Genomic DNA, 20,999 nt, shown 5'->3' on the forward strand with positions numbered 1-20,999 from the left:
TTATGTCCCGGGCCGCACTGTTTCGGCGTCTGCGCACGGAGCGTGCCGTCGCCGCGTAAGCGCAGATTCGATAGCCAGCCAACGGACCCGCCCGGTCGGGCCTTCAAGACGGAACAAAGCATGACGCAACCGATCCTGACACCACAGCACGACATCAGTGACGAGACCCTGTCGGTCACCGTCACGGCACATCCCGTCGTCAATCTGGCACTGGTCCACAATGGGGTCCCGCTGGTGCCGCAGATCCAGATCCGGAACGACGGCGAGGCCGAACTCCGCGACGTCCATCTGTCGGCAGCCTTGATCGGACTCTCCAATGGAGAGCTGCCTCAGTGGTCGGCGACCGTCGACAGTCTCCGCCCCGGGGCAACGATGACCTGGGACATGCTTCACGATCTGACACCGAGCCGAACGCATCTTCATCTGCAAGCAGAGGCGTATCCCGTTGAGTTGAGCGTCGTCGTCTCGCGACCTGACGCCCCAGAACTCAGGCTCGCTTTCCCCGTGACGGTGCTGGCCCACAACGAGTGGTTCGCCGCCGACTTCTGCCTCGATTCCCTGGCCACGTTCGTCGAACCGAACGACCCTGCCATCAGTACTGTGCTGAGCGACGCCTCCGACATCCTCGAAGCCGGCACCGGCGACAGCGCCATCCAGGGCTATCAAGCCGGACCAGCGCGCGCCGGCACCATCGCCGCGGCGATCTATGAGGCGTTGGCCGCCCGCACGATCCGGTACATCGAACCACCCGCGTCGTTTGAGAACCACGGCCAGAAGATCCGATCGCCGAAGCACGTGCTCGACGAGCGCTTCGGAACATGCCTGGATCTCGCGACGCTGTACGCATCCTGTCTGGAAGAGGCCGGTCTACACCCGATCGTGTGGATCATCGATGGACACGCCTTCGCCGGTTTCATGCGCGACAAGGTCGCGCTACCGAACCCGGTGATGCGCGAACCGAACCAGATGGTCACCCTTGCCGAGTCAGGCCGGGCGGTGATCGTCGAGGCGGCCTTCTACGGCGGCGACAAGGCGATCACGTTCCGCGCGGCAACAGATCAGGCCAACCGCCACCTGACTACGCCGGAGAAGCACCTCGGACTCGTCGATGTTCACGCCGCGCGCCGCGCGGGCGTCAAGCCCTTCCCTCGGCAGTCGTCGATCCATGCGGTGGAAGCAGATCGTCCGGCCGCCATCGCCCAGCCGCGGACCGCCGACCTTTCCCTCCCGGATGCACTCACTGTGGTCCGAGAAGGCGACCAGGTCCTCGATGTGACGGATGATGCGCCACCTCGAGTCAAACAGTGGAAGCGCGCGCTCCTCGACCTCAGCACTCGGAACCGCCTGCTGAATCTGCGTGCGTCACGCGAGGTCGTCTATCTCACCGTCGACGGCAAGACGCTGGCCCAGATCGACGACCTCGTGCACGCCGGGAAGAAGATCACGCTTCGGCCCAACGACGATCTCGCCGGCATGCAGATTCTCAGCGGCGTCCGCACGGCCGCCGACCTCGAGCCCAACGATGTCGTCAGTGTGTTGACCAAGCGGAAGGAAGCCTTCGCCGCAGTGTCGTCGGACGCCTACACGCGCACTTTCAAGCACCTGCAGCGCACCGCCCGCACCCTCGCGGAAGAGACCGGCAACGCCAACCTTTACCTCACGCTCGGATCGCTCGTTCATCGCACCTCCAACGGCCGCGAAGCACACGCACCGTTGTTCCTGCTTCCGGTGCGGCTCGCCGGCGGAACCGGCAACGCGCGCTTCGAGGTCGTCGCCGATACCTCGGGCATCGCCACACCCAATTACTGCCTCACCGAGTGGCTTCGGGTGGCGCACAACGTCGTGATCGATGATCTGAGCACTCCCCCCACCGACGAATCCGGTATTGACATCGACGCTGCGCTTCGTGGAATCCGGCAGGGCCTCCTCGACAACAATCTCAGTTTCCGGATCGAGGCGACAGCCGCCGTGGCCATCTGCAAGTTCGGCACGTTCGGGATGTGGCAAGACTTGCACGAGCATTGGCCCGAATTGGAGAAGAGTCCCCTCGTCAGGCATCTGACCTACACCGCGGGCGAATCCTTCATCGACCCCGAAGCTGCGTCGGATGCGCCGCTCGGCTCCATCGACGTCGACGAAGTCGGCGAGCCGCTTCCCGTACAGTACGACGGCTCCCAGCTCAAAGCAGTTGAGCTCGCCGCCATGGGCCGCACCTTTGTCCTGCAGGGGCCACCCGGCACCGGCAAATCGCAGACGATCACCAACCTGATCGCCCGGAATCTGGCCGCCGGCCGAACCGTACTGTTCGTCGCTGAGAAACAAGCCGCCCTCGATGTGGTTCGAAGCCGGCTGGACAAGACCGGTCTGGCACCCTTCACACTCAATCTTCACGGTGCCAGCCAAACGAGCGACGGCATTCGCGAGCAGTTGAAGACGGCCCTGGAATTCACTGCGCAACACAACGATCGGACCTGGCAGTCCGAGCATGCGAAGTGGAAGATCCACCACAACCGATTGGCCGGCTACCCGAGCAAAATCCACGAGGTCAACTCGGTGGGCGACTCGCTGTGGAGGTCCGCCGACAGCGTCGCCAGAGATCCGGCGGCAGCGTTCTTCCCCCTCCCCGCCCGCTTCGTCAGCACCGCCACGCATGAACAAGCCGAGCAGGTCCGCAGTGCACTCGTCGCCTTCGGCCGGCTCGCCACGCCGGAACTCACTAGACCAGAGAACCCGTGGGTCATCGCAACCGCCATCGACACCGCGCGGATCGACGCCGACGCCGGCCGACTGGCCTCGGCACTGCACCGCCTCGTCAACGATCCGGTTGCCCGCGGGATCGCTGTCACTCTCGACAGCCCTCAGAAGATCGACCGGCTCGTCGGCAGGTTCGACGCCGAAGTGATCACGGTACCGGTCACCGAAACCCGGCTCGCCGAGCTGAACACTGCCGATTGGCTTCACCGTTACCAAGCCGCGCACGCCGAGTTTGAACGTTTTCAGACGCAGACGGCCCAGTTGTCGCAGATCTTCCCCAGTAGCTTCCTGGCCGACGGCGATGCGGCCGAGCTCGCCACTACCCTCCGCGAAGCTCAGCAGGGAATCTTCGGAAAGAAGCGACGGGCCGAGGACGCACGGCGGCAACTGCGCGCGGCTGTCCTGGCCGGAGTCGAAGTTCCTCTCGAGCACGCACCCGCCCTGCTGGACCAGATCCCCTCTCTGCGCGCTCAACGCGAGCATGTGCGGTCATCTCTCGTTGCCGTCCTCGGCCCGCAACTCCCCACATCGTGGGACCCGCTGCGCCCGGGTGCCGCGCAGTCGTTGAAGTCGGTGGTTCGGTCCCTGCACACCAGCCGGGAGTTCGCCGAACAACACCCCGAGATCTGGCACTGCCTCCGGCAGTCCGACCCACTGGGGACCCCGATCATAGAAGTGCTCCGAGCAGCCTCCGCAGCATGGTCCGACTGGGAACGCACCGTTGGTGCTACCGACGACACACTCAAGCGGTGGCGGCGGGGCCGCAGTTGGCTCACCGCATGGGAGGCCACCCAACCACTCTGGTCCACCGACCTGACCAGCCATGGGCCCGGAATAGTCTCCAGCACGATCAAACTCGAAACAGTGCTGTCCCCCTTGTACCAGCTCGGCCTCCACGAGATCGCTGCACAACTGATGAACGGGCAGATACCGGCCGACGAGGCTGAAGCGCGATTCCTGGCGGGCCTGTCCCGCGCGTCGATGAACGAGCGCACCGCTACTGCAGGTCTGACGGATTTCCGTGCGAGTGTCCAGGATGGGCAGGTCGACGACTTCGCTGCATCGTCGGATCGTATGCGCGAGCTTGTCCGAGAAACCCTCCCCTCCCGGCTTGCCGCCGCGAGGCCTTTCGACCCGAATCATCTGACGGGCCGGTACGGGGCGCTCCGACGTTCACTTGACGGCAAGCGGAACGCGGCGTCCATCCGGTCGCTGGTGCGTGACTACGGCCCGGAGATCCAGGCGGCAACGCCGTGTTTCCTGGTCAGCCCCACCGCGCTCGCCCAGTACGTTCCGCCGGGCTCCATCATGTTCGACCTCGTCGTCTTCGATGAAGCCTCCCAGGTCACCGTGGCGCAGGCGATCGGCGCTATCGGGCGCGCGAAATCCGCGGTGATCGTCGGCGATCCGAAACAGATGCCGCCGACCACGATCGGTGTCGTCACCGGGACACTCGATGACGACGAAGACGACGACGCTGACGCCGCCACGTTCCCCGACGCCGAGAGCATTCTCGACGAATGTCTCGAGTCCGGGGTGCCGCCGATCAATCTGACCTGGCACTATCGCAGCGAGGACGAGTCGCTGATCGCGTTCTCGAACGAGAAGTATTACGAGTCGAAGCTTGCCACTCTGCCGAGTCCAGGCGCGGCTGCCGATGCGGGTGTCGAACTGCGGCGCGTGAACGGTCACTTCAATCGAGAGAATAAGAAGGCCGACTTCCGCACCAACCGGGTGGAAGCCGAAGCGATCGTCGCCGAAATCCAACGGCGTGTCGCCCTTGCCCCCACCCGCAGCATCGGCGTGGTGACGTTCAACCGCCAGCAGCAAGACATGATTCTGAACCTTCTCGAAGCCACCGCCGACGAGACGATCCTCGCGCTTCTCGCACCGGACGCCGAGGATGGCCTATTCGTCAAGAATCTCGAGAACGTCCAGGGCGACGAGCGTGACGTGATTCTGTTCTCGACCGCATTCTCAAAGAAGCCCGGGGAGGATCAGCTCCCGCTCAACTTCGGCCCGCTGACCCGCAGCGGCGGCGAGAAGCGACTCAACGTCGCCATCACCCGTGCCCGCCGCAAGGTGATCATCTTCAGTTCGTTCAACCCCTCCGACATCGACCTGGCCCGAACCCGGTCGAAGGGCATGGCCGATCTGCGCGCCTATCTGGAAACGGCCGCAGCCGCCACCCTGGGCACGACGCAGGAGAACGACACACACACCGCTGGACTCGAAGAAGACATCGCCTCCGCCCTGCGCGAGCGAGGCTTCCAGATTCGCCGCAACTACGGGATGTCCGACTTCGTCGTCGATATCGCCGTCCGTACGCCGCAGTCAGATCAGTGGCAGGTCGCCATCATGCTCGACGGCCCCACGTGGGGTAGCCGAGCGACGGTCAACGACCGCGACCTGACTCCCCGGCTGCTGAGCAGAATGGGCTGGCACAGTGTTCACCGGGTGTGGCTGCCCGACTGGTTGCAGAACCGGGACACCGTGCTGGATCGTATAGCCGAGGCCCTCGACTCGGCAGAGTTCGATCGCCTCGAAGAGGCGCACGAGGCCTCGGCGCGCAGTGCTGAGGAAGCGGCCGCCACGTCTGCACCGGTCACCGACGCGACCATCGATGCGCCGGATGCTCCGGCTTCACCAGACTGGAGCACAGGTGTCGGCATCGCCGAACAAGCGGACACCATCAGCGCCAGGGCCGACGAGGAGGGCCACGCCGCGACGGAGGATCCGTCGGGCAATCGAGTGATCTATCAGGCCGCCCCACTCTCGTCCCTGCCGCCCATCGTGGTGACGTCCCCCGGTGACGACACGCCTGATCCGACGCCGACTCCCGGCGCGTCTCAAGCCTTCGACGATCAGAGTCATGACCAGGCTGCCGCCGCCACTACGGTCACCAAGAACGGACGCACCGAACCCACCCCGCGGCCCTTCGTTCGGCACGACGATTCGCCGCTCGGCATGAAGCACGATCTGGACGTCCCCACGCCCAGCACCCGACGGGCGATCCGGGAGGCGATCGTCGAGACGGTGAAGGTGGAGGGACCCGTCGAGCACGACGAGCTGTGCGGCCGGATCGTGCGGCGTTTCGGCATCGCGAAAGCCCACCGGACTCGCCGCGCATTGGTCGCCGAGCAGATTCCGCGCGCGATGCTCCGCAGCGATCCACTCTCCGGCCGCTTCGTCTGGCCGACCGACCTCGATCCCGGCGTGTGGTCGGTCTTTCAGACGTCCGCGACCGAATCACCGGACAAGCGGAGGTTCGAGGAGATCTGCACCGAGGAGATCGTCAACGCACTCGAATACACGGCGAACGGCGGAGTGCGGGATCAGGAAGACCTGATTCGCCGTAGCCTCGGACACTTCGGGATTGCCAAGTTGACGGCGGGAATCCGCGACCGTATGGCCGCAGCACTTGAGCTCGGTCTGCGCTGGGACCGGCTCACGCTCAGTACCCCGACTGCCATATCTGTGATTGCCTCGGCACCGGGACCATCACCTTCGCCGCGGTTTCGTTCACGCACGACGCACACCACCTCGATCGCCGACTTGCTCGGCGCGGGTCTCCTCTCCGAGGACGAGTCCCTGTGGTCCCGAGATCGGCAGTCGCAAGCGACGGTGCGCAGCGACGGCACCCTGCACATCGCCGGGACGGTGTTTTCCTCACCGTCAAAGGCCGCGATCGCCGCCAACCGCGGGATCAGCACAAACGGCTGGCTCTACTGGCACACTGCCAGTGGGCTGACGCTGAGCGACTTGCGTGACCGCTTCGTCGCGGACAGACGCCGCTGACTGAGCGTAGCTCTCGGTAACATCACGGCAGATTGCTGCCGCATGGCGAGCACGCCCCGACACACGGGGCCCAAGGGTAAAGGACGACAAGACCGTGGCACTCGGCGACGACCGGTGGATCGAAGTCTCCAAGTCGGCTTTCCCCCATGAGCAGGAGGGGCTGGACCTGCTCCGGTACGTCCTGCCGGATGCGGCTCCGTATCGGGCCTGGTCGAACTTCGAGTTCCTGGACAACCACGGCCAATGGCACGAGGTCGACGCGCTGGTCCTCGGCCGGCGACGCCTGCATCTGATCGAGCTCAAGCACTTCCAAGGGGTCCTGCGCGGCGACGAGAACAATTGGGTGCGCACCCTGCCCAGTGGTGCGCAGCGCACCCAGCGTTCGCCGTTGCTCATCACCCGACGCAAAGCACAGCGTCTCGCCACCCGCCTGGAAGAGAAGGCGCGCCAGGTCGCGATAGAGACGGGGATGAACCCGCACGAGGTCCGGCGGGCGCTGCCGTTCATTCAAGAGTCGGTGTTCCTGCACGCCAGCGACTTCCGCGCCGACCTCCCCACCATCGCCATGCACGGCCTGTTCGGCGCCGACGGCTTCGAGGATGAGACGAACCTTCCCGGCATCGCCAGCCGCGTGCTGGAGCCGCCCTCACAGTCCCGGCCGATGCGCGAAGACCTCGAGTTGATCGTCGTGCTGGCTCTCAAGGAGCTGGGTGTGGCCCGTCGCACCACCCGGGACGCCGGCTCGTGGACCATCACCGGCCCCCCGCTGGCCACCGGCGACGACTGGCAAGAACGGCTCGCCCACCACAAGAGCAGCGAGAAGCGGGGCATCGCGCGCATCGTGTCGTTCGCACCCGGCACCCCCACGCATTCTCGCGCGGCGGCGCACCGCCGGATGTCGCGCGAGTTCTCGCTGCTGTCGGCGCTGCGGCACGAGTCGATCGTCGCGCCTGAAGATCTGGTGCAAGACGACGACGGCAACACGGTCCTCATCTATCCGGTCACCGAAGGCCTCGACCCACTCGATCTGGTCCTGGTGAACACCCCGCTGACGGCCGCACAGCAACTCGACATTCTGTCGCAGGTCGCCGAGGCACTGGCGTATGCACACCGGAACCGGGTCGCCCACCGAGGGCTGGGGCCCTCATCGGTCCTGATCGACGCGGCCGCCCTGACATCCGGCACCGTGTCGGTCAAGCTGGTGGATTGGTCGTGGGCCGGCCGGATTCACAGCGACGACACAACGTCGGTGACCACGCTGGGCAACACCAATGCCACCTCCGGGGCCGCCGACACCGATGAGGTGTTCCAGGCGCCGGAGGAACGCTGGTCACCCGACGCCGACCGGCTCGCCCTGGACATCTTCTCCCTCGGCGCCCTCGCCTACTTTCTGCTCTCCGGTGGGCAGCGCCCCGCCCACACCCGTGCTGGTCTGCTCAGCCGTCTGCAACGCGAACAGGGTCTGGACCTGGCGGCCGAATCCGCACAGTTCGTCGACGAGCAACTCCGCCAGCTCATCCTGCGCCTCACCGACCCGTCGGTATCGCGGCGCGTGGGGATCGATCCCAAGACCAAGCGCCCGACTTTCGGTGCGCAGCAGGTGGTTGCCGCGCTCGCCGACTATCGCCGCGACCGGCAACCGTCCGGCGGCGCCGCAGCCGCCGACCCGCTCTCGCCGCCGATCGGCGCGGTCCTCGCCGACCGGTTCGAGGTGCACAAACTGTTGGGCTCGGGATCCACCGCCCGCGGTATCCTGGTGACCGATCGCCGTGACGATGTACAACGGGTCCTCAAAGTGGGTCGCGACGACGCCGCCGCGACCCGACTGCACGACGAAGCCGACGTGCTGACCGCGCTCGCCCGCCAGTCCCCGCCGGTACCGGGTGTGGTGGAACTGATCGAGGGGCCGTTGCAGCTCGGCGAGCGTACCGCTCTGCTGTTGAGCGACTGCGGCGAGCAGACCCTCGCCGACGTGGTCCGCTTCACCGCGCTGGCCGAAGCGCAGCTCAAAGCGTGGGGCACCGATCTGCTCGACGCGCTGACCGCCCTCGACGCGGCCGGCCTCACCCACCGCGACATCAAACCATCCAACCTCGGTCTCACCCGGGCCGAGGAACGACGAGTCAAGTACCGGCTGACCCTCTTCGACTTCTCCCTCTCCCGGACCCCGGTCGATCAGTTGGACGCCGGCACCCCTCCGTACCGGGATCCGTTTCTCGGCGCCGGACGGCGCACCGCCTACGATTCGGCGGCCGAACGGTACGCGGCCGCGGTGGTCCTCTACGAGATGGCCACCAGCTCTACCCCCGCTTACGGCGACGGGATGAGCGATCCGCGGGTGCTCACCGACGATGTCGCGGTGGTGCCCGAGGATTTCGGCACCTACTCGCGCACCCGCGCCGAGGCCCTGGCAGCCTTCTTCCGGACCGCGCTCGCCCGCGACTCCGGCGCCCGCTTCGACACCACGGCCACCATGCGCTCGGCCTGGCTGGCGGTGTTCACCGCGAAACGCCCAGCCGCGCCGGCCTCGATCACCACCGGCAACACCGCACCGCCACCGGCGTCCCCGCCCGCAGCGCCTCGCCCGACGGGCGGCGGCGGCGCGGCCGAGCCGTACACCTCCCTGGAGGTGCTGGCCGTCGAGTTCGCCAAGGCGGCGGCGGCCAAGCCGCAGACCATGCGGCGCCAGGTCACCGAACTGATTCTGGGCAGCCGGGACGACGCCCCGGACGATCCGTTCGTCACCTATCAGGTCCTGGTGCCGCTGCTCGACGTCACGGCCGGCCGGATCGCGCAGATCTTCGGCGAGTTCCCGACCCTGTGGACCAAGAACCCCCGGCTGGCCGCCACCGTCGACCAACTGCACGGCCGGATCGTCGACTTCCTCGCCTCGACCGGCGGGGTCAGCACCCCCGATCTGTTGGCGCGGGAGTTGGTCGGAGCACTCACCACCGCGGATCCGTCGCGTGCCCATCGCACCGGACTCGGCGTGCTGCGGCTCATTCTGGCCTCGCAGGCCAGCGGCACCGAGTCTGCGTTGCGATTGGTGCGCCGCCAGTCGACCGGATCGGTCGCGATGATCGCCAGCGCCGCGGTTCCCCCCATCGCCCGCCGCTTGCCGGCCGCGCTGGCCCACGAGGCGCAGCGCCTGCTGTCCGTCGCCGAGGGACAGGGCCTGCATCTGGTGGGCGCCGCCGATGCGGTTCGGCCGCTCCAGTCGGTGACGGCCGGGGTCTTCGACATCAGTGCCGGGCAGGTGGAGATCCCCGGCTATGTGCTGCTCCGGCTGGCCGCCGACTCGTCGACGGAGGTGACGCTGTCAGCGCGTGACGAACTGCATTCGCCTGCGCTGCCGATCGCCGATGCACTGCGCTTGGTTCTCACCGGCCTGTCGCAGGCCGACTCCTTCAGCCCGAAGGAGTTGCGCTCCCGGCTGGCCGCACGCTTCCCGCAGCTGTCCAAGCGACTGCCGGCCCGCCCGGAGCTCGACGATCTGATCGCGACGGTGACGCCCGGCATGAGTTGGCTCGGCGAAATCGAACGCTACGGTTTCGCCGATGCCCAGAGCCGCTACACGCACGTGCCGACTCACAAGTCGTTCAGCGGCACGCCGGCGGTGCGCGACGCGTCCACCACCGACCTGGATCGGGTGATCCGCGAGAGCCTACGCGAGCCCGCATTCCGGGCGTTCGGAGTGCCGATGCATGCGTCCGATCAGGTCGCGGCCGCACTGGTCACACAGTTCGGGGCGACCCACATCGACGTGACCGAACTGCTTCTGACGGAACTGCACCGGCGGGCCGATCAGCGGAACATCGCCTGGGATCAGATTCTGGCCGCCGATGCCGGCGCCGCCGCCGACCGCGAAGGGTTGCAGGGTTTCGTCGCCCAGGCAGTGCCGACTCTGGTCGACGCGGTACGCGCGGTGGACGGCCCCGTGGTGCTCACTGACCTGTCCACCCTGGCCGCCTACGGCCAACTCGGCGTCCTGCAGGAGTGGGTCGACATCTCACACCACATCCCCCATCCGGTGTGGGCGCTGATCCCGCAGCCGGCAGAATCCGGCGGCGCGCCCGGCGCCGTGGTCGACGGCACCACCCTGCCCCGCTCCACCCCGGCGCAGTTCGTTCTGGTGGACGAACCGTCTCTACGTGATCTGCTCACCCGCGAGCGCATCACCTCGAAGGAGAACGCATAAATGGCGTTGGCGACCATCGACGGCACCGGCCTCAATACCGCCCTCAAGCCGCAGCTGGCCCTGCTGACCGACGATCTGCGCGCCAAACTCAGCGCCGAGCCGGCGCTCGAGCAGGCGTGGCGTGACGAGCACCGGCGCGCGGTCACCGAGCAGCGCACCGCCGTCTCCTGGACCGACTGGTCCGAGGACCAACTGACCCAGGCCGCCGTCGGCTGGTTGCTCACCTCGGTGTTCGTCCGGTTCTGCGAAGACAACCGGCTCCTCGGCGACGACGCGGTGTGGATCACCCACCCCGATGCCGTGTTGCGGCAGCGGGCCGTCGACGCCGAGCAGGCGTTCTACCGGCAGCACCCGGACTTCTCGTATCGGGAATGGCTGGAACAGGCCTTCGCCGCACTGCGTGAGTTCCCGGCGACGGCGTCGCTGGTCGACGAGCACGCCGCACTCAACCTCCTCGCCCCCAGCTCCGACGCGATCCACCAGGTGCTCGGCTTCTGGCGTCGGACCGACGACGCCGGCGACCTGGTCTGGCGGTTCGACGATCCACAGCTCTCCACCCGCTTCCTCGGCGACCTCTACCAGGACCTGTCGGAGTACGCGAAGAAGAAGTACGCGCTCCTGCAGACCCCGGAGTTCGTCGAGGACTTCATCCTGGACCAGACCCTGGAACCGGCCCTGCGTGACCGCCCACTGGAGGATTTCCGGGTGATCGACCCGACGTGCGGGTCGGGCCACTTTCTCCTCGGCGCTTTCGCCCGGCTGACCGACCGCTGGCATCGGCAGGCCCCGGCGCTGCCGATCCGCACCCGAGTGAACAACGCGCTCGCCTCGGTGTACGGCGTGGATTTGAATCCGTTCGCCGTCGCCATCGCCCGGTTCCGGCTCATCGTCGCCGCCCTGCAGGCGTGCGGAGAATCGTCTCTGGTCAATGCCCCGAACTTCACCCTGAACCTGGCCAGCGGCGACTCTCTGCTGTACGGCGCCGAGCAGGGTGGTGCCACCGCCTTCGACTACGGCGACGCCGCCTTCGACAAGGATGTCGTGGTCTCCGGCTTCGCCTACGCCACCGAAGACGTCGACCGACTGCGAACCTTCCTCGCGCCCGGCCAGTACGACGCCGTAGTCGGCAACCCGCCGTACATCACCGTGAAAGACAAGGCCCTCAACACCCGGTACCGGGAGATCTACCACTACTGCAAGGGCAAGTACGCCCTCACCGTTCCTTTCATGGAGAAGTTCTTCGACCTCGCCAAACCCGGTGACCGGGCGGGTTGGGTCGGGCAGATCACCGCCAACTCGTTCATGAAGCGCGAGTTCGGTGTCCCGCTGATCGAGCAGTTCCTCGTCGGCAAAGACCTGCGTCTGGTCGCCGATACGTCCGGCGCCTACATCCCCGGCCACGGCACCCCCACGGTGATCCTCGTCGGCCGCAACCAGTCGGCGGTACGCGACACGGTCCGTGCCGTCCTCGGCATTCAGGGCGAACCCGGCGCGCCGGCGAATCCCGCCGAAGGCAAAGTATGGAGTTCGATCATCACCCACGTCGACGAGCCCGGTTACGAAGACCAGTGGATCTCCGTCACCGACCTCCCCCGTGAGAACCTCCGCGAACACCCCTGGAGCCTTTCCGGTGGCGGTGCCGTGGAACTGCTTGCAGGTGTCAACGCCGCAGCCACCCGAAAACTCGGGGAACTCGTCACACGCATCGGCTTCTTTGGTGTCATGGGCGCGGACGCGGTGATGGCTGTTCCAGCGGCAATGCCGACGCGCGCACACCTCGAAACCGCAACCTTCCGGCCATTAACCGTCGGCGACGAAGTACGCGACTTTGCGCTCATCCCAGGGGAGCATGCATGGTTTCCATATTCAGACAGTCACGACCTGAACCCGCTCATATCCACTCCAGCAGCAGCACGGTACCTCTGGCCGTTTCGTACCGAACTTGGGAATCGCGCCACCTTCACCAAGGGAACCTACTTCACCGATTCACGTCCCTGGTACGAGTGGCATCAGCTCCCGAAAGATCCGACCCCCCTGTCCATCACCTTCGCCTTTGTCGCCACGCACAACCATTTCGTGCTCGACCGCGGCGGCAAGGTGTTCAAGCAGTCCGCGCCGGTGATCAAGCTGCCCGAGGGCGCCACCGAGGACGATCATCTGCGCCTGCTGGGCACCCTCAACAGCTCCACCGCCTGCTTCTGGCTCAAACAGAACAGCCACGACAAGGGCAACGGCGGAATTGGCGGAGGGATCGCGTCGGAAGAATGGGAGAGATTCTTCGAGTTCACTGGTACCACGCTGAAGGACTTTCCGCTGCCATCGTCGGCTCCGCTGGCTCGGACCACGCGAATCGATAGCTTGTCCCACGAGCTGGCGGCGCAGGAGCCTGCGGCTGCGCTCGAATCGGGTGGCGCAGCCAGCGGGATCATCGACGCCGCCCGCGCCGAGCACGCCCGGCTGCGCGGGTTGTTGATCGCCGAGCAGGAGGAGCTCGATTGGGAGGTGTACCGCAACTACGGGCTGATCGACGAGGACCTGTTCCTCCCGGTCGGGCAGGCCCCTGGGATCTCGTTGGGTGAGCGCACCTTCGAGATCGCCTTGGCCCGCAAGATCGCCGCCGGCGATGCCGAGACGGCGTGGTTCTCCCGCCACGGCTCCACCCCGATCACCGAGATCCCCGCGCACTGGCCGGCCGAATACCGCGAGTTGGTGGAGCGACGGCTGGCCGTCATCGAGTCGAATCCGTTCATCCGGCTGCTGGAGCGCCCCGAATACAAGCGGCGGTGGGCGGGTGAGTCGTGGGACACCAAAGTCCAGCAGGCCCTGGCCGATTGGCTCCTCGACCGGCTGGAAGCCCCCGAGTTGTGGTTCACGCCGCAGGGCACCCCGCAGGTACGGTCGGTGGCCGAGCTGGCCGGCCTGGTGGAGACCGACGCGCGGTTCCTCACGGCCCTGGATCTGTGGGCCGGTAAACGCGACGCCCCGGTCACCGACACTCTGCTGGCACTGCTGAAGGATGAGCCGGTCCCCTATCTGGCGGCCTTGCGCTACAAGGATTCTGGGCTGCGGAAACGTGCCGAGTGGGAGCAGGTGTGGTCGCTGCAGCGCGACGAGGATGCCGGACTCATCCAGGCCACCGACATTCCGGTGCCCCCCAAGTACAGCGGTGCCGACTTTGTGAAGCAGTCGTTTTGGTCGCACCGCGGCAAGCTCGACGTCCCCAAAGAGCGCTTCATCTCCTACCCGGGTGCCGGGCGCGCCACCGACCCCACTCCGCTGCTGGGCTGGGCCGGCTGGAACCACGCCCAGCAAGGCCTGGCATTGGCCGCCATCTATGCGCAGCGCGAGCAGGAGGGCACCGCGCTGCCCGAGCTGGTGCCCGTCGTCGCCGGGATCGCCGAACTGATGCCGTGGGTTCGGCAATGGCATTCCGGTGTCGACCCGAACCTCGGCGTCGACCTCGCCGACTACCTCGCCGGTCAGCTTGCCGAGAAATCTGCCGCCACCGGTGTGCCCATCCCCGATCTGTCGGCATGGCGCCCGCCGAAAGCGACGCGGGGACGACAGAAGAAGACGGGTTAGCGGTGGTATTCCGGACAGTACCCGGCGGCATCCCGCACGACGTCTATCACGTGAAGGCGAAGTGCCCGGTCCTCCTGGAAGATCTGAACCTCGCCCAACTCACCGACCCGCACGCCGGTGTCGACGATGTCAGCACCTACCGGGCCCGTCGGACCGGCATCCCCTGCGTCCTTTGTCTACCTGAACTGTCGGACACTCTCGGGTCGCTCACCTGGACCAAAGAGTGCGTCATCCTCACCGACACCAACGAGGAGCCCGGAATCCTGTTGCACTGGCGCCGAGACCAGCAGAAATCGTGGTGGGGTCTGGTCGTCTGCGAAACCGACGAGGGACCGATCTGCCGGGCACTCCCGCAGACCCGACTCCGGGGTCGCTCGGCACCCGGGGAACCCCGCGTTGACTCAGCCGCACCGCCGGTCATGTCCTACCCGGCCCCGGTCGCCCAGCGCGGCGGTGATCCCGCCCATCGATCCCTGCTCTTGGCGGGACGCTATGCGCCGCACGTTGCGCCGATCAACGAGTACGTCGACAACCTGGTCAAGATGACCGGCGAGTGGCTGCCGTATGTGGCCCCCACCTACGGGGGCGTGAACGCCCGCTTGCTCTCGGTCTTCCAGGACCCCGGCCCCAAGACCCGCGTCGAGCACGGCACTGGAATGCTCAGTGTGGAAAACCCGGACCCGAGTGCCGCCCGATACCTGAACCTGCTCGGCGGCGTCGACATCGACGTCGCCGAGACGCAATCGTGGAACGCCTATCCCTGGTATCTCGGCACCACCCGGAACGGTCCGACCGACGAGCAGTTGCGGCGCGGAACGCCCGTACTCGCTGGACTGTGTCGGCTGCTGCCCAATCTCGACGTGGTCCTGCTGCATGGGAAGGCGGCATGGAGGGCATGGGAGTTGTTGACCAAAGCCAACCCCGAGATCGTCGCCGGCGTCACCGCGATCAAGACCTATCACACCAGCCCCAAGGTGATTGCTGGCAAGCCGCCCGCCGAACGGGAGCGTCGGGAACGCCGGCTCGCCGCAGACTTCGAGCAGGCGAAGCTGCTGCTCGACGCCGCGAGCGCTGTTCGGAACATTCCAGGTCCGGCGATGACAGATCGTGCCCCTGAGGGTCCGACCGCTGCGCCCGCGACCGTCTCGCGCGAGATCGTGGTCCCCGATGCCGGCGAGATCACGGTGGCGGTGGAGCCGGAAGGCCTGCTGGTGTACGGCGACCGCGAGCTGACTCGGGGCTACCTCGCGCGGCTCACTGAACTGACTCACCGCGCCATCGATGTCGCCGAGATTGACCGCAAGGATCTGGCGGCCGTGTTGGCGCACGGGGCCGCGGCCGCGAACATCGCCGCGCAGCGCGGCCACTTCGTGCGGCTGTCGCCGGAAAGCCTGAAGCTTCTGCAAGCCAACGGTGTAGTCCCGGGGACCGGTGGATACAACCGGATGTTCGTGCAGGGGGCGGGCGGCAGGATCGCCGGGCAACTGCAGTGGAAGCAGCTACCGGTCGGGCCCGCTCAGGCCGCGGCGATTCAGATGTTTGCCATGCAGATGGCACTCAAGAGCGCCATCACCGCGGTCGAAGCCGCGGTCGCGCAAGTGGACACCAAGGTGAATCAGCTCCTCGCCCTGATTCACGCCGGCCGGGTAGGCGATGTGGTCGGCACCTACCGGACGCTGCAAGGCGCCGTCGACGCCTTCGAAGAGAACGGACGCCTCCTCGCCACGGACTGGGAGGCCATCGCCCATCTCGGGCCGAGCCTGGCGCAGGTGATAGCGCGACTGCACGCCCATCTCGCGGCGACCGCCGACAGCCTCGACCCGGCAGCACCGATCACCGCTCGCGCCAAGACCCTGCATGATGCTGTGGGCGACAAGGCCTTCGGCGACTCCCTCAGTCTGTTAGTCGTCGCCCAGGAAGCCCTGTACCTGTGGCAGGTGCTGCGGATCGAGCGGGTTCGGCAAACCGAAGGCGATGACCTCACGCACGCGATTAAGGCAGCGCGCACCCTCCTTGCCGACCACGCTCGCCAAGACGTCGAACTGTATGCGCACACGGTCGAGAAGCTCCGGGCCGTTCGCGAAGTCAAGCCTTTGGAACTCGCGCGAAAGTCAGCCATCCGCGACCTGCGGGCCGACACCGACACCATGCGGCAGCAGCTCGATGCCTTCGCCGAGGCACGCCGCGGGCAACTGATCCAGTGGGCCGCCCACAACGATCCCCGGCTGCGCGACGCGGTCGCCGAGATCGGCTCCCGGGTGGTGGCTGGCATCGGAAAGCCGGTGAACGCCATCGCGAACCGCTTCGTCGGACCCCGCCCCACACAACCGCAGGCACCGACAACACCGAAGACCTTGCAGGTCCGCCGTCTGCCCGGCAAGTCCCGAGATGGGCGGCCGCCGCAGTGACCTGGCAAGTCGATGGACCGCAGTGGTGCACACCCGGCCTCGATGTGCGGGGCGGCCGCTATCCGCTCGCCGTGGAAGCCCCCGTCCTTCGCATGATCGATAGGCTCGTCCCGGGAGTCTCCACCCTGACCTACCTCGGTCGCTACTACTCGTTGTACTGGGCATTGGCCGAGTACGCGGAACGGAACCGTCTGGATGCTGCTGCATGCAAGACTCTGCTGCGCCGAGCTGAGGTCGGGGTCGCGCTAACGTCCATGTGGGATCCCGAATCGGGAACCATCTTCCCGGCTAACTCCGGAATGCACGGGTCCTCAACCATCGGTGCAGTCATGGATAAGGGTCTTCAGAAACTCGCCGATGAGGGAGCTGGTTCGTACTCGCCGCGCACCTGGGGTTTCTGGTCCCAGTACGGCGGCCCCAGCGTGACCCTCGGAAGCGTCGCTGTGGAGAAGCGCGCATTCCGGCGGGGTGAGGTGCAATGCCCAGAGGCCGTGTTTGAGCTGTTCCATCCGCTCCTGAAACTGTGCGCCGAACGCCCGGTGGCAGAAACGGACCTGCCACACCTGCCGAATTATGCGGACTTCGGGCCCGCCTCTGCCGACTACGAGCCTCTTCGCGGACTGCTGGTCGGCGAGCCGTCACTGCGAGACACCCCGGTCGGCAACGACGGCACCCGTCGTGCTGCTTTTCGGCTCATCGCGCGGAGCACTCAACTTGCTGGCAGCGAACCCACTTCGTCATGGACCGCGGTTGTTCGCAAAGCAGTCGGGTACGGGCCGTACCTGGCCGACGATCCCGTTCTCGCCCATGAAGACCAGGCACAGGCATGGCGCGGAACCCTGTTGCGACATCGATCGGTAGGCGCGTGGCGGTGGCTGTGGTCAGCGCTGGTGGAACAAGTCCATGAGTCCGTAAGTCCGGTGCCCGCCGCACATCTTTCGGACTGGATTCGCGAAGCTGTCGATGATGTTTCCTTGCGAACCTTCCTTCAGGATCTGCCACCGACACGGGTAACACTTGAGAACCTGCTCCCCGCGGAGTCCGAGATCGATGCCCGCCTCGCTGATGACGGCGGGGTCCAGTGGGCGGTCGGGTTGCTTCTGCTCGGCGCTCAACGTTCCGCGGAGTTGGCCGATGACACGGCTCGCCTTGCGTTCCTGGGTGGCTCAGCGCGTGGCGCGAATGAGTTCCTGTCCCCGGCCTGGGTCGCCGGTCGCCGCAACGACTTCGCCGACGCCTCGCTGGGTGACTTCGCCGCGGCTCTCGTTGACGACATGCTGGCGCAATCGCACCGCGTGGCACTCCGCAAAACGTCCGTACAGGCTGGCCGACTCGTCATGTTCAGTAAGCTCCACGAACGGGAAGGACTGTACTTCGCCACCGGTACCGAAGGCCGCGGAAACGTAGGTCTGCGCACTGAGCAACTCGGAAGCCTCGCCCACCAACTCGGCCTCGTTGACGTTCAGGACGACGGCGTCCGAACCGTCACCGAGCTCGGTCGAGCCGCATTGGACCTTCCGTCATGAGCAAGATCGATTTCCAGTTCTCGTCGCCACTGACATTGCTGGCCGAATGGCGCGACAATATTGGGCGCCTCGACGACGCGCTGGTCCTCGGCTACACCGTCGACCTTGCATTCCTGGAACATTTCTTCATTAACCAGGCGCGCGGGCTAGGCGCTCGCATCACGATACTCTCCGACGCACACAACGCGGTCCACTCCGACGTCGACGTCCGCGGTGCCGGACGCATTTACCAGCACGGGTACGCCCTATGCAGCGGAGCCTTTCACCCGAAGCTCGCCCTCCTGATCGGCGAAGACGACATCTGGGTGGCCATCGGCTCAGGCAATCCAACAACGTCTGGGTGGGGCCACAACCGGGAGCTCTGGCTCACCATCAAAGCCGAGACCGAGTCGGGGCCGGCAGCCCTGGCAGATCTGGCCGATTGGCTCCGCCAACTTCCCCATGCCGTGTCGATTCCGCACTGGATCGCCTCAACCCTCACCGAGGTCGCCGGTCGACTGTCCGCTGCGGCGACCGATCCGACCATCGACGGCCTGACGATCCTCGGCAATCTACACACCCCGATTCTGGAGCAATTGCCCGATACTTCCGTCGATCACCTCGGCCTGAGCGCGCCGTTCTTCGATCCGCGCGCACAGGCGGCGCGCGCACTTATCGGCCGCCTACGGCCACGCTCGGTCACACTCGGCATCCAACCCCTCTTGTCCAGCTACGACGGGCATACGTTGGCCGCGGCCTTGGACCAGGCGCCCCGCGCTGAGGTCCGACACCTGTCCGAAGCGGGAGGTCGGCTCTCACACGGCAAGCTCATCGAATGGGCCGCCGACCGCCAGCACACCGCGATGACAGGCAGCGCCAACCTCAGTGTCTCCGCATTGATGCGGAGCACCGCCCAAGGCGGCAACTGCGAGCTTATTGCCTGCCGCACCATCGACGAGTCGTTGCTCCCTGCGGGAGAAACGATCTCACGCCAGACTCTCGCTGCGGCTAACACCCTAAGCGACGAGGCTTCCACCCCACCGGTCCCGACGATCGCTGTATTGGGCGCCCGTCTTGTGGCCGAGGGAATCGACGTGGAGATCGTCTGCAACACACCTGGAAAGGTAGAATTCGAGGGGTCAGCAGATGGTGGACCCAACAGCTGGACGGTCCTCGCACGGTTCAGCGGGTTGAATGGGCACACCCGGCGAACAGTGCCGACACCAGCAACGCCGTGCCGCGCCCTTCGCGCACGATTCACTACCGAGACCGGCGAGGTGTGGGTCTCGCCGACGGCATTCATCACCGACACCGTTAAGTGCCAGGCTCCCACCGGACGCAAGGCTGCCTCACTCATCGGCGACTACGGCATCGACAAGGTGATCGACGACCCCGAACTCGCCGAGCGATTCACTAAAGACATGCGGCGACTCCTGCAGGAATCCGCCAAAGCTCGCGCCACTGACGAGCCATCCGCACCGGCGCCGACCAAGGCAGCGGGAGTTCCGGCTGACAGTGATCGCTGGGGCACGTGGATGGCGAGCTTCCAGCAGACCGTGCAGCCGTCTCTCGCTGGGCTGTTGTTTCCCGGTGCGGCGTCGATCCTCCAGATCAGCGCCGCGGGTTGGTCGATCGACGTCGATGAAGGCACGGACATCGCTGAGGACGAGGACGCAGAAGCGTTCGAACAGCCCGTTGACGGGCAGGCAGCGCGGCGAGAAGCGTCCTCGGTCGCCGAGGAGCTCCGTCCAAAATGGAAGCGGTGGGACCGGACCCTTGTTCGGCAACTCCGAGACAGGGACGTCGACTTGGGATTGCGGCTCCTCGTTCTCCGGTTGCACCTGGACCTGCTGGCCGGTGACGTGTTCCGCGGCGAGGACGATTGGACATGGGAGTTGATGGACTTGATCCATGTGGTCGCTCTCACCAAAGACACCGACGTCCTGCGAACCAGTCCGGAGGTGGCCGAGGCGCCTGCTGAGGTCCAGCGCACTCTCGGTGCTCTTCTCGCCGTCTGCTTCAGCCTGCTCTTCGACGAACTCCGCCAGGTCGGCGGCAACGAATGGGACCTGCGAGCGCAGCGTCTATGGCGTGCCCTCGCTCCCCTGGTCGCCAACACCGATGATTCCTGCCTTGAGCACCAACTCCTGAGCCCCGGCCAGTCCAGCGGTCCGGTGGCCGGCGAGACCGCCACAAAAAGCCTGAGGGACCGCGCATTGGCCGCGCTCAGCGACCCGCACGCCGAAACCTCCGCCCTGCTCGCGGCCGCGGGCACCCCCGCCGAGTTCGTTGACGGTGTCTGGCTGCTCGACGACGAGGCCGTCGCCGGCCGTCGCACGGTGGCACAGATACTGACCACGACCGGCACCCCCGCTGCAGTCATCGTCACCACCTCCGGTGGCGTCTACGCGGCGCTGTGGGACGCGGACACGCTGATTTACACAGACACCACAGTCAAGTCGTGGCGCCTGTTCACCATGAGCGGACCGTTCCGCAATCCTCGTTCCCGCCTCGCTGGTACGGACGGACTGGCCGGCGGATCGAACATTGGCCCATTGGCGCGGCCTGGACCCAAGGTCACCGAGATGTGCGAGCGGGTCGGAGTGAACCCCCAAATGATCACGCTCGCGCTCACCTCATGGAGTTGAGCGCGAAGAACCGTCCGACCCCAAGATCGTCCTGCTACGGCGGTGCCCGGACGCCGGTGTCCGAGCGGCATGGCACGATGGAATCCGAACAAACCCCCAGGTCGAC

6 protein-coding genes are annotated in these 20,999 nt (G+C 66.3%); all 6 read left to right on the forward strand.

The genetic code is table 11. The annotated features are described in order from the left end of the window. Window positions 1-120 precede the first annotated feature (120 nt). The 6 genes from proA (at window position 121) to MYK68_RS13785 (ending at window position 20,893) form a co-directional block, all read left to right on the forward strand. On the forward strand, window positions 121-6,552 hold the full coding sequence (gene proA / locus MYK68_RS13760; protein ID WP_247864244.1) for an anti-phage protein ProA: 6,432 nt from the start codon (window positions 121-123) through the stop codon (window positions 6,550-6,552). A gap of 94 nt (window positions 6,553-6,646) precedes the next feature. After that, window positions 6,647-10,750, forward strand: coding sequence for a protein kinase domain-containing protein (locus tag MYK68_RS13765; RefSeq protein WP_247864245.1), 4,104 nt, complete (start codon window positions 6,647-6,649; stop codon window positions 10,748-10,750). Further along, window positions 10,751-14,332, forward strand: coding sequence for a BREX-2 system adenine-specific DNA-methyltransferase PglX (gene pglX, locus MYK68_RS13770; RefSeq protein ID WP_247864246.1), 3,582 nt, complete (start codon window positions 10,751-10,753; stop codon window positions 14,330-14,332). Then, window positions 14,284-16,740: a uracil-DNA glycosylase gene (locus MYK68_RS13775; protein WP_247864247.1), complete on the forward strand. Its 2,457-nt coding sequence runs from the start codon at window positions 14,284-14,286 to the stop codon at window positions 16,738-16,740. The genes pglX and MYK68_RS13775 overlap by 49 nt, the downstream gene beginning before the upstream one ends. After that, window positions 16,737-18,266, forward strand: coding sequence for a hypothetical protein (locus MYK68_RS13780; protein ID WP_247864248.1), 1,530 nt, complete (start codon window positions 16,737-16,739; stop codon window positions 18,264-18,266). The genes MYK68_RS13775 and MYK68_RS13780 overlap by 4 nt, the downstream gene beginning before the upstream one ends. Next, window positions 18,263-20,893, forward strand: a complete 2,631-nt coding sequence (locus MYK68_RS13785; RefSeq protein ID WP_247864249.1) for a phospholipase D-like domain-containing protein — start codon at window positions 18,263-18,265, stop codon at window positions 20,891-20,893. The genes MYK68_RS13780 and MYK68_RS13785 overlap by 4 nt, the downstream gene beginning before the upstream one ends. Window positions 20,894-20,999 lie beyond the last annotated feature (106 nt).

The organism is Gordonia sp. PP30 (genome assembly GCF_023100845.1).
Classification (GTDB): domain Bacteria; phylum Actinomycetota; class Actinomycetes; order Mycobacteriales; family Mycobacteriaceae; genus Gordonia.

Coding starts and splice junctions, on each gene's coding strand:
- MYK68_RS13775 (WP_247864247.1), top strand. CDS start 14,284: ATGGCGCCCGCCGAAAGCGACGCGGGGACGACAGAAGAAGACGGGTTA.
- pglX (WP_247864246.1), top strand. CDS start 10,751: ATGGCGTTGGCGACCATCGACGGCACCGGCCTCAATACCGCCCTCAAG.
- MYK68_RS13785 (WP_247864249.1), top strand. CDS start 18,263: ATGAGCAAGATCGATTTCCAGTTCTCGTCGCCACTGACATTGCTGGCC.
- proA (WP_247864244.1), top strand. CDS start 121: ATGACGCAACCGATCCTGACACCACAGCACGACATCAGTGACGAGACC.